At 36.3% G+C, this 16051-nt stretch carries 16 protein-coding genes; 3 read left to right on the top strand and 13 right to left on the bottom strand.

Annotation, left to right across the window (positions count from 1 at the left end; translation table 11 throughout):
- Nucleotides 1–9: 9 nt before the first annotated feature.
- Nucleotides 10–828, bottom strand: coding sequence for an ABC transporter ATP-binding protein (locus MHB75_RS02485; protein WP_340995787.1), 819 nt, complete (start codon nt 826–828; stop codon nt 10–12).
- Between the two features lie 688 nt (nt 829–1516).
- Here MHB75_RS02485 and MHB75_RS02480 point away from each other — a divergent pair.
- A complete protein-coding gene (locus MHB75_RS02480) occupies nt 1517–2032 on the top strand; it encodes a DUF4352 domain-containing protein (RefSeq protein ID WP_340995786.1) in 516 nt (171 codons plus the stop codon).
- Nucleotides 2033–2138: 106 nt separating this feature from the next.
- Here the strand turns inward: MHB75_RS02480 and glnA are convergent, their stop codons facing one another.
- The 6 genes from glnA to MHB75_RS02450 form a co-directional block, all read right to left on the bottom strand.
- The gene (gene glnA / locus MHB75_RS02475; RefSeq protein ID WP_340995785.1) at nt 2139–3473 is read right to left on the bottom strand and encodes a type I glutamate--ammonia ligase; all 1335 of its coding nucleotides are present in this window, start codon (nt 3471–3473) and stop codon (nt 2139–2141) included.
- A 51-nt stretch (nt 3474–3524) separates the two neighbouring features.
- Nucleotides 3525–3902, bottom strand: coding sequence for a MerR family transcriptional regulator (locus tag MHB75_RS02470; protein WP_068454597.1), 378 nt, complete (start codon nt 3900–3902; stop codon nt 3525–3527).
- 190 nt (nt 3903–4092) lie between these two features.
- Nucleotides 4093–5448 (bottom strand): transposase, encoded by a 1356-nt coding sequence (locus MHB75_RS02465; protein ID WP_109350943.1) that lies wholly within the window; start codon nt 5446–5448, stop codon nt 4093–4095.
- A gap of 209 nt (nt 5449–5657) precedes the next feature.
- Entirely contained in the window at nt 5658–5900 is a 243-nt protein-coding gene (locus MHB75_RS02460) for a hypothetical protein (protein WP_340995784.1), read from the bottom strand.
- Between the two features lie 258 nt (nt 5901–6158).
- Entirely contained in the window at nt 6159–7409 is a 1251-nt protein-coding gene (locus MHB75_RS02455) for a methionine gamma-lyase family protein (protein ID WP_340995783.1), read from the bottom strand.
- 72 nt (nt 7410–7481) lie between these two features.
- Nucleotides 7482–7853, bottom strand: coding sequence for a hypothetical protein (locus MHB75_RS02450; RefSeq protein WP_340995781.1), 372 nt, complete (start codon nt 7851–7853; stop codon nt 7482–7484).
- A 417-nt stretch (nt 7854–8270) separates the two neighbouring features.
- Here MHB75_RS02450 and MHB75_RS02445 point away from each other — a divergent pair, with 417 nt between their 5' ends.
- Nucleotides 8271–9488 (top strand): hypothetical protein, encoded by a 1218-nt coding sequence (locus tag MHB75_RS02445; protein WP_340995780.1) that lies wholly within the window; start codon nt 8271–8273, stop codon nt 9486–9488.
- The gene (locus MHB75_RS02440; RefSeq protein WP_340995779.1) at nt 9475–10044 is read left to right on the top strand and encodes a TcaA second domain-containing protein; all 570 of its coding nucleotides are present in this window, start codon (nt 9475–9477) and stop codon (nt 10042–10044) included. The genes MHB75_RS02445 and MHB75_RS02440 overlap by 14 nt, the downstream gene beginning before the upstream one ends.
- A gap of 219 nt (nt 10045–10263) precedes the next feature.
- Here MHB75_RS02440 and MHB75_RS02435 read toward each other — a convergent pair whose 3' ends face one another.
- The 6 genes from MHB75_RS02435 to MHB75_RS02410 form a co-directional block, all read right to left on the bottom strand.
- Nucleotides 10264–10563 carry a rhodanese-like domain-containing protein gene (locus MHB75_RS02435; protein WP_068454617.1) on the bottom strand — a complete coding sequence of 100 codons (300 nt, stop codon included), beginning with the start codon at nt 10561–10563 and terminating at the stop codon, nt 10264–10266.
- Nucleotides 10564–10693: 130 nt separating this feature from the next.
- Nucleotides 10694–10924 (bottom strand): RNA chaperone Hfq, encoded by a 231-nt coding sequence (gene hfq / locus MHB75_RS02430; protein ID WP_141272467.1) that lies wholly within the window; start codon nt 10922–10924, stop codon nt 10694–10696.
- 149 nt (nt 10925–11073) lie between these two features.
- Complete coding sequence (locus tag MHB75_RS02425) at nt 11074–12429, bottom strand: transposase (protein WP_109350943.1); 1356 nt, start codon at nt 12427–12429, stop codon at nt 11074–11076.
- A 109-nt stretch (nt 12430–12538) separates the two neighbouring features.
- A complete protein-coding gene (gene miaA, locus MHB75_RS02420; protein ID WP_340995777.1) occupies nt 12539–13453 on the bottom strand; it encodes a tRNA (adenosine(37)-N6)-dimethylallyltransferase MiaA in 915 nt (304 codons plus the stop codon).
- Complete coding sequence (locus tag MHB75_RS02415) at nt 13431–14375, bottom strand: alpha/beta fold hydrolase (protein ID WP_340995776.1); 945 nt, start codon at nt 14373–14375, stop codon at nt 13431–13433. Before MHB75_RS02415 ends, miaA begins: the two co-directional genes overlap by 23 nt.
- Nucleotides 14368–16032, bottom strand: coding sequence for a glycerol-3-phosphate dehydrogenase/oxidase (locus MHB75_RS02410; RefSeq protein ID WP_340995775.1), 1665 nt, complete (start codon nt 16030–16032; stop codon nt 14368–14370). The genes MHB75_RS02415 and MHB75_RS02410 overlap by 8 nt, the downstream gene beginning before the upstream one ends.
- Between the last annotated feature and the right edge of the window lie 19 nt (nt 16033–16051).

Here is a 16051-nt window from a genome sequence, read left to right as displayed (position 1 = left end):
GCTCCTTTTTTATCGTTGAATAGATGGGATTTTTTCGTCCACTGTCGTTTCAATTAGATTATAAGTGACACACATTGGCTTTTTCGTACGTGGATCTTCACCAATAACAGCATCAATTTGGAATACACGCTCTAATGTATCGTGCGTCATGACTTCTTCAGGCGTTCCTTCTTTGATTAAGTGTCCTTGATTCAAGGCAATCATATAATCTGAAAAGCGTGCAGCTTGATTGAGATCATGTAATACCATGACGATTGTACGTCCTTCTTTTTCATTTAATTCCTGAAGCAATTCAAGTACTTCTAACTGATATGCCATATCTAAGTAGGTAGTTGGCTCATCTAAAAAGATGATGTCGGTTTCTTGTGCGAGTGCCATCGCAATCCATACACGTTGTCTTTGCCCACCAGAGAGTGCGTCCACAGTCTGTTTTCGAAACATCGCTGTATTAGTTGCTTGAAGTGCCCATTCAATCACGCTACGATCTTTTTCTGTTAGATTTCCAAATCCTTTTTGATATGGATAACGTCCATAGGATACGAGCTCTTCAACTAATAATCCACTAGCACTTTCAGGACTTTGCGGTAAAATCGCTAGCTCTTGTGCTAGCTTTTTTGTATTCGTCTTTTGAATATTTTCACCGTCTAAAATCACTGCACCAGATTGATAGGGGATGATACGTGTAATCGCTTTTAAAAGAGTTGACTTTCCGCAACCATTGGCACCAATAATTGTGGTTACTTTTCCATCTGGAATCGTAATCGTTAAATCATGAACGATTGTTTTTTCGTCATACCCCACACGAATTTGATTTACTTGTAATCGCATATGTGCGCCTCCTTTCAAATGAGAATGATAATCATTACTGTTTTATTATAGATTATCTTAGTTGATTGTCAATTGCTATTTTTAAAAAATAAAAGGAGTATTGAACAGATACATTCAATATCTCCTTCCCCCTCCTTATAATTGGATGGATTTTTCCGTTATATACCCTCTGTATGATTTTCCATTTTTATAATATGTTAGATCGCATTTTTAATGTGCATACTTGTATAATGGATAACCGTGTTCCGTATGGAATGATATGAATGGTTTTTGATTTTTTTAGAATACTTGCTTTCAATGCCGTTCTAGAATTTTTAATAATTCCATACTCTAATGAAAATGTATTTGCACGTATATACTTAGTTGGAATATAGGCTGTACTCTTTTTTCCATTTAATGTTTTTTAAAAATGGACTTTTGCCTATTTCGTATTGATTCATTTTTCATAGTAAGGAGTTGGTTGATTGATGAATACCACCTAGTTTTTTCGTGGACTATTTTTAGTTTTCGTAGCGCTTCCTTCTATTTGAAATGACGTAAATCCTAAAATACATACAAATAATAGAATAAAACTTTTTTCATCGACATTTCCACAGTCCTTTTTCAAATCTCCATACCCGTCTTGTGCATAGATTAAAACGCATTCGGGTATGGTTAATGACGATAATTGAGCGAAAGGGGACTTGGCATGAAAAAAGCATTTTATACATTACCGATTACAGTTCTTTTACTATTACCAGCTTGCAGCCAGACTTCTGTTGAAAAAGTGGGCGGTGAGGAGCGAAGCAGTTCAACAAAAACAGATGAGACCTATCAATTAGGTGATACATTAAAAATTGATGATGTCATTGTCAACATTACAAAAGCAAAACAGACAGACCCCATACAATTTACAAAATCGAAAAATGGAAAAATCGTGACGATTGATGTCGACGTACGAAATAATAGTAAGGATTCTATTTTTATCGATCGACATGATTTCGCCCTCGTTTCAAAAGGTGAAAAAGCAATTGGTTATCATGGTTATGAAGAATTGCCCTTATCAGAAGAAGTCAATCGTGGGGAACAAGCAGATGGAAAACTATATTTTGATGTGAAGCCAGCCGATTCATATGAACTCGTATATAAACCAAATTTTACAGCAGCCCAAACAGAAATTCATTTTGATATTCCAGCACCTACCTCTACAGCGAGTAGTAAATGATTTAGGTAAAAAATTGGATTCTTTTAGGTCAAAGCAAAAAGCCGGAATCACGTCACAGCGTAATTCCGGTTTTTATTATAGTTAAATAGAGTTGGATTCTACCTGATTAATATGTTTTTAAATATTGATCGCGTTCCCATTGGTGAACTTGTGTACGGAACATATCGAACTCGATTTCTTTTGCTTCTCTAAAGTTTTCATAAATGTGAGAACCTAGAGCCCCTTGTACAACTGGGTCTTTAGCAAGTGCTTGCAATGCATCATCTAAGTTAACTGGTAAGTTACCAATACCTGCTTCTTCGCGCTCTTCTGCACTCATCACATAGATGTTACGGTCTACTGCTGGTGGTGGTGTTAATTTGTTTTCGATTCCGTTTAGACCTGATTCTAAAATAACAGCAAGTGCTAAATATGGGTTTGCTGCAGGGTCTACTGAACGCACTTCGATACGTGTAGATAAACCGCGTGAAGCTGGAATACGAACTAATGGTGAACGGTTTCGACCTGACCATGCGATATAGCAAGGTGCTTCATAACCTGGTACAAGACGTTTGTAAGAGTTTACTGTTGGGTTTGTCACCGCTGTAAAACCTTCAACGTGTTTTAATACGCCAGCCATGAATTGCATTGCTGTTTCTGATAATTGCATTGGTGCTTCTTCGTCTACGAACATGTTTTTACCATCTGTAAATAGTGAAACGTTACAGTGCATACCTGAACCACTTAAACCAAAGATTGGTTTTGGCATGAATGTTGCGTGTAAGCCATGTTTACGTGCAATTGTTTTTACCACTAATTTGAATGTTTGAATGTTATCACAAGCTGTTAATACATCCGCATATTTGAAGTCAATCTCATGTTGCCCTGGTGCCACTTCATGGTGAGAAGCTTCAATTTCAAAGCCCATCTCTTCTAATTCTAATACGATATCACGACGACAGTTTTCACCAAGATCTGTTGGTGCTAAGTCGAAATAACCGCCGTGGTCATTTAACTCTAGAGTTGGTTCGCCTTTTTCATCTAATTTAAATAGGAAGAATTCTGGTTCTGGTCCTAAGTTGAAATCGGTGAAGCCCATGTCTTTCATGCGTTTAATAATGCGGCGTAAGTTATTACGTGGGTCTCCTGCAAACGGTGTACCATCTGGATTATAAACATCACAGATAAAACGACATACAGCACCTTTGTCCACTGTCCAAGGGAAAATCATGAATGTATCTAAATCTGGGAATAGATACATATCTGATTCTTCAATACGTACAAACCCTTCAATTGAAGAACCATCAAACATCATTTTATTGTCTAATGCTTTTTCTAATTGCGATACAGGAATTTCAACGTTTTTGATTGTTCCTAAAATGTCTGTGAATTGTAAACGAATAAATTTCACTTCTTTTTCTTGTACTAATCGACGAATATCATCTTTCGTATATTTCCCCATGTTTCTCCACACTCCTAATTGTTTTCATTTTTATTGACAAACTCGACTTACTTATTGGAAGAATCGAGATAAATCACCTTGTCTAATGGATGTTCGTTGCATACGCTGTGCTTGTTGCATTTCTTCTCGTAAGATTCTTCTTAAATCGGCATCCGTAATATCTTTTTTCTGTTGTTCTAAAGGCTGATTCTTCATTGCAAATACTTTTTTAATACCTGCCATGTTAATACCTTGATCTAATAAATCTTTAATCTCTAAAAGTATATCGACGTCATTCAATGAGAACATACGGCGATTACCTTCAGTGCGGGCAGGCTGAACCAATTCATGCTCTTCATAGTAACGAATTTGACGTGCTGTTAAATCAGTTAATTGCATGACAATACTAATTGGCAACAGCGGCATTGTTCGTCTGATTTCGCGATTCATGTACTTCACCACGCCTTCCATGTCTTTTATTTTATTAGATGTTAGCTTCGTTGTCAATTACATGTTAGAAAAACTAACATAACTTTTTTCGAACAATTTATTCTTTTATATAGATGAATGAATCAATTTCATAATTCGATTTTTTCAAGAGCTTAGATTGCTCCGATGTAAAAACTATCGTTTTTAAAATTTATGCAGGTACTTTTGCATGACTTAATTGCGAATTGATGCGGTCAACTGCTAACTTACAGGCATTATAAATAAACGTCACTAGATTGAAATGCAATTTTGCTTTGCGACCTGTTCTGTGACGGATGTTATTTAACTGGAAATATTGCTTTAAATAAGCATTTACACGTTCTACTGCCGTACGTTCTTTATAGAGTTTCTTCCATAAATCTGAGCCACGTGCTGGAGACGTATACTTACGAATATCTGTTTCGCATTTTATTTTGAAAACCTTTTGACATAGGGAATCATCGCGTAATGGACAAGTTTCACATTCCTTTGGTCTTGTGAATTTGAGTGTCTGATATTTTTCATCAAAGCTGTCATAACGATAACTATGTTCGCGCACACAGGTTGGGCGGAAATGTTGGTCAAATCCAATTACTTCGCTCTCTCGTCGGACATTATACGGAATAACAGCACGCATTGTTTGATTTAATATTTGACGGTAAATTGGCTCGTAATCATATCCTGCATCAAAAATTGCGGTAGCGAAATGATTTGGCAAGAAGTCTGCGATTTTTTTCAACAAGGGTATAGCTGCTTTACTATCGCTTAAATTCCCTGAGGACATGATGCGAGCGACAATGTATTGACTTTTAGTTGAAACAGCTAAATGTCCCTTAAAGCCATACCAGAACGTATTTTTGCCATTACTATTTTTCTTAATTCCCCACTTCGGTTCAATGGGGATATCTTGCCAAAGTGTGTTCGTCGGAATCGTCAACTGAGCTTCTAGCTTCTTTTCATAGGTTGTTTGATTGACCTCAATCTCAGATTGTTCAGCTAACCAAATCGCTTGTTCTTCAGACGTTTTTCGACCACGTTTTTTTGGTGGAGCTGCTTCTTTTTTCTCTGAAGGCTTTGAGGCATCACGTGATTCGAAGTGTGTTGCATCAAAACCGAGACACTCGTCTTCGAGAAATCCTTCCGTCAAAGCGGCTAGGATAAGTTGATCCTGCATGAAATCTAGTACATCAGATTGACTAATGACATCAATCATACGAGAATATGACGCTTCTGACGGAACTGAATCCGAAACAAGAAATCCGCAATCCAAACGGAATAAAGGGTCGTTGACTAAACGTTTGACTAAGTCCTTTATTGTTGGAATACGTTCGACGATACGTACTATTAATGATTGAATCATGGCCCCGTAATTACATTCGCGTGGAGCACCACGCATTGTCTTTTTAGAAAAGAGATGAAAGATAGGTTGTACATCGAAAGTGGAGAAAATGGCATCAAATCGGTGCGAACTTTCCATTTCGAATAATTCTTGGATGTCAAACAGGCTAATTTGTTTTACAATAGTCATGAGGCATCATTCCTTTCGGGTGGGTTGTTTAGTCGCTACCATTATACCGAATTTGGGGAGGTGCCTCATTTTTATTTAATTTTACCCCTTGATAACAAAGGGATTGGAATTATGAAATTAACTCGAATATAAGTTCTTATAAAAAAAGGCTAAGGCTATATTTATTTGCACCTTAGTCTTTTTTAAATTTGAATTATCAAATAGCTATTTTATTCTTTAGTAAATTCAACATTTACTTCACTATTATTTCCTATTAAATGAAGCTGCTTTTCTTTATCTTCATTATTACTTTTTATATTACTCTTACCCTTCTTAACTTTGGAATGAATAGAAAAATCAGATTCATTACCAATAATCCTTCTTTTTACAGTACCATTTTTATTTTCTAGATTAAGTTTTTCAAATAAAAGATCACCACCATTTGAAGATAAACTTATTTCTTGAATATTCATTTGAGGTACTTGAATAATAATTTTTCAATATTTAGATGACGGCTTTAAACCTATATAATCGCTCCATTTTTTGGTTATCAGTTGTTAATGTGCATACTTTATACTTTATATTTTATAGATATAGCGTATCTTTCTTGTTTGCTTTCAAAATAGTGAATATGCAGAGCCTGAGACAAAAGTATTTTCAACATAGCAAATCCCGTATGATCGAAAAAATCATGCAAGATTTGTTCTGTCCCAGCCTCTCAACGCACTATTTTATGCTTGTAATTCCTGTACCGCACTTAAAATTGCAAATTTTACATGTTCATATGTTAATCCACCTTGCATATACACCGTATAAGGTGCACGAATCGGTCCATCTGCTGAAAACTCAATACTGGCACCTTGTACAAATGTTCCTGCCGCCATAATCACATCATCCGTATAACCTGGTAATAATGCTGGCTCTGGTGCGAACTGTGCATTGACAGGTGAGTTCTTTTGAACTGTTTGACAGAACTGAATCATTTGCTCTGGTGTTTGGAATTGCACAGATTGAATTAAATCTGTACGTTTTGCATCAAACTTCGGTTCCGCTACCATCCCAATCTCTTCTAATGCAGCTGCTGCAAAAATAGCACCCTTTACTGCTTGCGATACGACATGTGGAGCTAAGAAGAAGCCTTGATACATATCTGTCAATGTATTCAATGATGGACCTGCTTCTGCACCAATCCCTGGTGTTGTCATACGATAGGCACATTGCTCGACGTATTTCGCTTTCCCTGCAATATAGCCACCCACTTTTGCTAAGCCACCGCCAGGATTTTTAATTAATGAACCCGCCATTAAATCGGCACCTAACTCTGTTGGTTCTATCGCTTCTACAAATTCACCGTAGCAATTATCGACGAAAATAATGACATCTTCTTTAATCGCACGCATTTTTCGAATGATTTCTCCTACCTCATCAATTGTAAATGAAGGACGTTCTGCATAACCTTTTGAGCGCTGAATCGCCATAACGCGTGTTTTACTTGATACAGCTTGTTCTACAGCTGTCCAGTCTACTTTGTTATCTGCTGTTAAATCAATATGTTGATAATCAATTCCAAAGTCTTTTAATGACCCTGTATCTTGTTCACCGCCATCTACAATGGATTGTAATGTATCATACGGTTGCCCTGTAACATACATTAATTCATCTCCTGGACGTAATACGCCAAATAAACTTAATGTAATGGCATGTGTACCTGAAATAATTTGTTGGCGTACGAGCGCTGCTTCTGCACCAAAAACATCTGCATAAACACGTTCTAAATTATCGCGCCCTTCGTCATCGTAACCATAACCTGTTGTTCCTGCAAAGTGGTTTTCACTCACGTGATTTTTAGCAAATGCATGTAGTACTTTTTGTTGATTATAAAAAGATAATTCTTCTACTCGTTCAAATTGTGGTTTGATTTTCGCTTCTACTTTTTTAGCAAACTCCATTGTATCGGTGTGTAATGTTGACATAAACGCCATATTTGCTTCATCTCCGTTCTTTATTTCCTTTCATATAGTATCATATGTGGAAACTTGAAAAAAGCAGGTTTCTCATTTTAAAGTGCGACGATGAAAGAACGTATTTTTTCGAAATACTCGCTGCATACGAAGAAATACGAGCATACCAATTAATAGAAGAAAAACTCCAATGGGTAGCCACTTTTTAATGGGCAGAATAGGCGTATCAGTCGTTTTCACCGTTGTTGTATGATGATTCACTTCAGCTGTAATCATTTTTGTTTTAAATAATTTGTATGTATTTTTCGAATCTCCACGTTGTCCCGAAATAATCCATGCATGTTCTAATACATCGACTTGAACAGGGATAAAGGTTTCATTTCCACTTCTGTCACGTCCGATTAGTTGGATTTTATGCTCCCCTGATCGATGAATTTCTTCAATTAAAAAACGAATTGTGTACATTCCTGTTTGATGATAATTAACTGAGGCATCATCTACAATGACACGCTTTGTACTTCCAATTACTTCAATTACATATAATTTTATTAATTGTTTAAAAGTTATCTCCTCCTACTATTTCATTTATGTCTTTTCACTTTTCTCGTAACCGATTTTTGTAAAACATTGATTGTAAAGGAAATTTGAATTCGCTATACTTCTAATTAGAGGGAGTGGATGATTATGGAAAAAGTTTGTGTGAAATGTTTACATATACTTCAAAAAAATAAAAAAACATGCCCGATTTGTCATACGAAACAACCCATAAATAAAAAGAAAATCATTCGTATTACAACCGCTTTGATTTGTTTATGTTTACTATGCTCTACTTCTTTTTTATTTTTCTCATTACAACGAGCGAATTATTCAAAAGAAAATGTCATGTCGCAGTTTGAAAAAGCGATTAGCGAACGAGATGAACGTGCTTTACAAAAAGTATTAATTCATGAAGATCAAACAAAAGTTCAAGCACATGAAGCAAAAGCACTCATCCAATTAATTTCAACGCTTGGTGAAGTACAAACAGTCGCTTTATTTCGCCCTATTAAAACAAATTCATATATAAAACCCTATCGCGTAACGGCTCCTTCTGTTTCATTAATCAAAAAGAGGCATAACATGAGCTATGCTTTTCATCAAGTAAAAGAACCTTTAATCCCAGGAGTCTATCCGGTTCTAGTAACAATGCTACCTGATTCTTTTCCTTCAAGCACTGTTGTCAATGCACCTCTATCAAGTCCAGATATGATACCTGAAATCACAGAAACAACTGTTTCATTCAAATTTAATTCTGTTTTTGAATCGATTTTACCGTTTATAACTGTCAAAAAGCAAAACGTACAAACATCACTTTCTCATTTAATGGTGAATAGCCCCATTTCAGTTTATGCACAAGAACCGTTCCAAGTGGAATATACTTTTCATGCACCTTGGGGAGATTTACGTCAAAAGGAGACGAGTATAGAGCAATTTACTGATTTTATAAACCTTAGATTTTTAACCGTGAAACAACAAAAACAACTAGAGGCAACGCTAAAAAAAGCTTTGTTAAAAGATGAACAGGCATTTACGACCATGCCTTTCAAAAAGAAGGTGAATAGGATTCCAATTATAAACGAAAAATTTTCTCTTATTTCCGTCATACCTGCTCTGAATAAGAAAAATGAACTGAATGGTGTAATTGCACAGTATTATGTAAATGATGCAAAAAAAACGCATCTAACAGCACATTTCTTATTTAAGTCATCTAAACATCATTTTGAATTACACAATTTATCCTATTATCAAAACAATCACGCTGTATTTGAAAGTGATGAAAAAGCAAATAAGTGGATGCGTTATTTAACTTTAAACCCACTTTACTTATCGCAAGAAGATTTAAAAGCACTTTTTAACATGCATCTACAAAACGCGTTATTTACCGAAATTTCATCCGAATATGCTTATTTGTTCAACTATCCACAACAAAAAATTAAATCCATTGACGTAAAAAATGAAAATCACGTCATCTTGCGCCTATCTTCATATAATTTACAATTAAAAGTTAACCTTAAAAAAAGAGACTATAGCTGGGAGGTAGCTGAAATTGTTAAAGAATAAGCCTACACATTGTCCTAAATGTCTACATGAACTACCAAATAATACATTGCGATGTAACGTATGTGGTGAAAAAGTATATTCTCCTTATACTAAAAGAATTTTACTTTTTACAATGATTTTTACAGGTCTATGTCTTGCACTATCGAGTACTTTTTTAATCGTTTCTGCGAATCGTGCGAATCATTCAAAGAATAAAATGGTTGAACACTTTGAACAGGCACTCGATGAACGAGATGAGGGTGAACTACAAAAAATCATAACACATCATGATGGCACATCTATTTCAGAAGAAGAAGTGAATGCATTAATTGAACTTGTGAAGAAAAAGGGAGAGGTATATGTATTACCGTATTTTAAAGCGGCGAAAAATAATTCTTACTTCAAACCTTATCAAATACGTGCGAAAAAGACGGCTCTCGTTCAACCAACAGCAAATATTGAACTTTCGATTAAAAATACCGATATAAACAATTTAATTCCAGGTGTTTATAAAATCGATGTGAATATTGCACCAACGTATTTAGATGAAAAAAAGACGATGAGTCGAGAAAGTTAAACATGTAAAGAAAGATGAAAAACAACGAGATTTCCATTACGTTACGTGGCATTCGTACTTCGATGAAAGTAAAAAGAAGCGCGTACAAGCGAAAAAAGATTTTTATTTTTAAGCACAAAATAAACTGGAACCACGCCAAAGCGTGATTCCAGTTTTTCTTAGGCTCATATGAGGGAATGTTTTTACACGTATGTCCCAGCCATTTTATATGCAACTAAATTAGAACTCTAATTCGCCATCCCAAACACTCATGCCACCTTCAAGGTTCGTTACATCATAACCTTTTCCTTCTAGGTATGTGCAAGCGCTAAAGCTACGTCCACCTGCATGGCAAACAATAATGTATGGTGTTTCTGGATCTAACTCTTCAAAACGTTCTGGAATTTGACCTAGTGGAATATGAACCGCACCTGGAATGATGCCATTTGCCACTTCTTCATCTTCGCGCACGTCAATAATATGTAAATCTTCATTTGCATCTAGTAATGCAAGTACTTCATCTGTTGTAATTGATTTCATGTCTTAAAAAATCCTCCTTTGATTTTACCTTTCTTCAGTATAAAGTTTTTTATAGCGATTGAATAGTCGATTGACTTAAATTCTAGTAAAAACAAAGAGGAATTGTACGACTGCACAATTCCTCTTTCTCTTATTCTTCTGTTGGGCCTTCTAAGCCAATTGATTTTGACGGTGAGAAGGTTGAGATAGCATGCTTGAAAATTAAATGTTGCTTACCATCTGCTTCTAGTAATACCGTAAAGTTATCGAATGATTTAACCGTTCCCTTTAACTGGAAACCGTTCAATAAGAATACGGTTAAAAAAATAGAGTTTTTACGGAGTTGATTTAAATATAAATCTTGTAGATTCATCGTTTTCATATAGATCCCCCTTAGATTTGGCTAAACTTTTCTAACTACCAATCTTTATACCCTGTTTTTTTCAAAATATTACTAACTGAATCAATTTCATAATTCGATTTTTTCAAGAGCTTAGATTGCTCCGATGTAAAAACTATCGTTTTTAAAATTTATGCAGGTACTTTTGCATGACTTAATTGCGAATTGATGCGGTCAACTGCTAACTTACAGGCATTATAAATAAACGTCACTAGATTGAAATGCAATTTTGCTTTGCGACCTGTTCTGTGACGGATGTTATTTAACTGGAAATATTGCTTTAAATAAGCATTTACACGTTCTACTGCCGTACGTTCTTTATAGAGTTTCTTCCATAAATCTGAGCCACGTGCTGGAGACGTATACTTACGAATATCTGTTTCGCATTTTATTTTGAAAACCTTTTGACATAGGGAATCATCGCGTAATGGACAAGTTTCACATTCCTTTGGTCTTGTGAATTTGAGTGTCTGATATTTTTCATCAAAGCTGTCATAACGATAACTATGTTCGCGCACACAGGTTGGGCGGAAATGTTGGTCAAATCCAATTACTTCGCTCTCTCGTCGGACATTATACGGAATAACAGCACGCATTGTTTGATTTAATATTTGACGGTAAATTGGCTCGTAATCATATCCTGCATCAAAAATTGCGGTAGCGAAATGATTTGGCAAGAAGTCTGCGATTTTTTTCAACAAGGGTATAGCTGCTTTACTATCGCTTAAATTCCCTGAGGACATGATGCGAGCGACAATGTATTGACTTTTAGTTGAAACAGCTAAATGTCCCTTAAAGCCATACCAGAACGTATTTTTGCCATTACTATTTTTCTTAATTCCCCACTTCGGTTCAATGGGGATATCTTGCCAAAGTGTGTTCGTCGGAATCGTCAACTGAGCTTCTAGCTTCTTTTCATAGGTTGTTTGATTGACCTCAATCTCAGATTGTTCAGCTAACCAAATCGCTTGTTCTTCAGACGTTTTTCGACCACGTTTTTTTGGTGGAGCTGCTTCTTTTTTCTCTGAAGGCTTTGAGGCATCACGTGATTCGAAGTGTGTTGCATCAAAACCGAGACACTCGTCTTCGAGAAATCCTTCCGTCAAAGCGGCTAGGATAAGTTGATCCTGCATGAAATCTAGTACATCAGATTGACTAATGACATCAATCATACGAGAATATGACGCTTCTGACGGAACTGAATCCGAAACAAGAAATCCGCAATCCAAACGGAATAAAGGGTCGTTGACTAAACGTTTGACTAAGTCCTTTATTGTTGGAATACGTTCGACGATACGTACTATTAATGATTGAATCATGGCCCCGTAATTACATTCGCGTGGAGCACCACGCATTGTCTTTTTAGAAAAGAGATGAAAGATAGGTTGTACATCGAAAGTGGAGAAAATGGCATCAAATCGGTGCGAACTTTCCATTTCGAATAATTCTTGGATGTCAAACAGGCTAATTTGTTTTACAATAGTCATGAGGCATCATTCCTTTCGGGTGGGTTGTTTAGTCGCTACCATTATACCGAATTTGGGGAGGTGCCTCATTTTTATTTAATTTTACCCCTTGATAACAAAGGGATTGGAATTATGAAATTAACTCAACTAAACTACTTTTTTCTTCTTTCGCATCAAACCAGTTCACATCCAACTTATTTCGGAAGTACGTTAATTGACGTTTTGCGTAGCGACGTGAATTTTGCTTTAAATTCTCTATCGCTTCTTCTTTCGTCACACTCCCATCAAAATATTGATAGAGTTCTTTATAGCCAATCGCTTTAATCGATTGACAATCGCGTACACCGCGCTCATAAAGTCCTCGTACTTCTTCTTCTAAACCTTGCTCTAGCATGATATCCACACGAAGATTAATGCGTTCATAGAGTGTATCGCGGTCCATATTTAAACCAATAATAAAATGATGATATAGTGGTTTATTCCCTTGTTTCGACGCTTCATCTGACTTCTTTTGCACACTATGTTCTGCCATTTCAAGCGCACGAATAACACGACGCGTATTATTCGGATGGATAGTTTTCGCTGTTTCGGGATCAACAGCCATCAATTTTTCATGCATCTTCTCAGGACCTACTTTTTCAAGTTCCTCGTAATAGGCTTTACGTGCAGTGTCATCAATCTTCTCATCGGTAAAACGGAAATCATATAAGACCGATTGCACGTATAAACCTGTTCCACCAACGATAATGGGCATCTTACCTCGGTGTTGAATTTCTTCAATTTTTTCACGTACTAACTGCTGATATTCTGCAACTGAAAATTCATCTGTTGCTTCTTTAATATCAATGAGATGATGCACAATGCCCTCTTTTTCATCTTCTCGTATTTTAGCGGTTCCAATATCTAAATCTTTATAGACTTGCATGGAATCACCGTTAATAATCTCACCATTTAACTGTTTGGCAAGTTCGATGCTAAGCGCTGTTTTCCCTACTGCTGTAGGTCCGACAATCGCCAATACATCATACTGCTGTTGCTCGCTCATGACTTTTTTTCTCCAACCATTTTAATATTGTTTTATAAACCATTGTATTATTTTTTTCATTTAAAATCTCATGTCGCTTATGTTCGAATAAGTGTACAGTCACATGTGTAAAATCAGCATGATAGTATTGGCGTGCAACGCGCCATACTCCTTTACCATAATCACCAACAGGGTCTTCTTTACCGCTAATTAGTAGAATTGGCAAGTCTTTACGAATTCGATTCACTTCGGCTTCTTTTGATAATGTCGCAAGCCCCGTTAATAAATCGACATAAAATTGATTGGTGCATGTGAATCCACATAATTCATCTTCAATATATTTTCGCACTTCTCTTGAATCCGTTGAGAGCCAATCCGAAGATGTCTTACTATTTTCTACTTTGGCATTATACGAGCCAAACGACATCTGTTCAAGTAATTTTGCGGGCTTCGTTTTGCCTTTTTGACTTGCTAATAAACGTGCAGTATAAAGCCCCACACGATGTAAGGAAGAAAAAGCACCTGTACCAATCAAAATTACTTTTTTCACTTCATGACTATAAAATTCGATATAACGTCTTAAAATAAACGACCCCATACTATGACCAATTAAAATTGGCATTGGCCAATCATGTTCTTGTCGAATCGCTTGAATGACATCATGGGCATCTTGTACGACAACTTCAAAACCATCTTCTTCGGCAAAGAAACCATAAGGCGCATTATTTTTACTAGCTGTCTGACCATGTCCACGATGGTCATGGGTAGATACGACGTATCCATGTTCATTTAAAAAGCGGGCAAACTTTTCATAACGTTCTTGGTGTTCCGCCATACCATGAAAAATATGTACATGCCCGCGTATTTCTTTTTCGGGCATGTAGACATTCGCTACAATGATATGGTCATGTTGTACGCGTATTTCTTTTTGTATTTTATCCATGTGAACCTTCCTTTGCAAAATGTGTTGCATCTTCAAGAAGTTGTTCTAATTCTTGTTGATGAAGTGCTTTTTCATGATCTGTATATTCCAAGTAATCACTCATTAAAGAGATGACTTCATCTTTATACTTACGCACTTGTTGAATATCGAAATACAATTTACCTGTACGACGAATGAATACGTCAGCTGGTGTATAAGCCATTTCAAACTGCATACCATAAATCACTTCTAAATATAAATCCACTGGTAGACCGCGGTCTTTATAGTCATTTTTTGTTACACGTAAAATACGATAGATGTCTTCAATGTTTGTACCATATTTGTGTACAAGTTCTTCTGCAACTTTTTTCGTCAAGCCATACTGCACACCTTCATCGCCTTTAAATGCGACATATGCGTCAAAATTTTCTGGTGTTAGCATAGTTGCACCTGATAAAGATAACTCTTTCGTAACACATGGACCTGTTCCTTTAAATTCTTTTCGTTTTACTAAACGATCTACTACTTCTTCCGCCATTCGACGGTAACCTGTTAACTTTCCGCCTGCCATTGTTAAGAGTCCAGACTCAGATTCCCACACTTCATCTTTTCGTGAGACTTCAGAAGGGTCTTTACCTTTTTCATAAATTAATGGACGTACTCCTGACCAAGTAGACTCCACATCTTTGAATGAAACATCAACATCTGGGAATATATAGTGAACTGCGTCTAAAATATAAGCTACATCTTCACTTGTAGCAACTGGTTCAACGGGGTCATCATGATAAATTGTATCCGTTGTACCTACGTATGCTTTTCCTTCTCGTGGAATAGCGAAAATCATACGTCCATCTTCCGTATCAAAATACACAGATTGTTTTAATGGGAAAATAGATTGATCAATTACGATATGAACACCTTTTGTACGTAACAATGCTTTTTTACTTGAAGCTAATGGATCACGTTCCATTACTTCATTCACCCAAGGGCCCGCTGCATTGACAACTGCTTTTCCACGAATTGTTATTTCACGCTTTGTTATTTGATCAATTGCATAAATACCTGCTACTTTTTTATTGTCATCGTAAATGAATGATAGAGCTTTTACATAATTCAAAGCCACTGCACCTAGCTCAACAGCTCTTTTTAATACTTCAATTGTTAGACGTGCATCATCTGTACGGTACTCTACATATAAACCGCCACCGCGTAAGCCATCTTTCTTTAAAAGTGGTTCTTTTTGAAGCGTTTCTTCTGGACTAAGCATAACGCGACGCTCTGACTTTTTTACACCTGCTAAACTATCATAAACCTTCAGTCCAATTGAAGTTGTTATAGGACCGAATTGCCCACCTTTATAGAAAGGGAGTAGCATGCCAAGTGGTGTTGTAATATGCACACCATTTTCATAAACGATTTTTCGTTCACGCCCCACCTCTGCTACAATTCCTACTTGTGCTTGTTTTAAATAACGAAGTCCTCCATGTACTAATTTCGTTGAACGACTCGATGTTCCTCCTGCAAAATCTTGCATATCAATAATTGCTACACTTAAACCACGTGATATGGCATCCAATGCAATACCTGCTCCTGTGATTCCTCCACCAATAATAACTACATCAAAACTTTGTCGGTTCAATTGATCAATTTGATCTTGTCTACGAGCTGCTGAAAACATTCTGTCGTCCTCCTTTTAA

The sequence above is a fragment of the Kurthia sp. FSL E2-0154 genome (assembly GCF_038003625.1).
GTDB lineage: Bacteria > Bacillota > Bacilli > Bacillales_A > Planococcaceae > Kurthia > Kurthia gibsonii.
The sequence above is the reverse complement of the archived record's forward strand: the minus strand, read 5'-3'. Positions and strand labels throughout refer to the sequence as shown.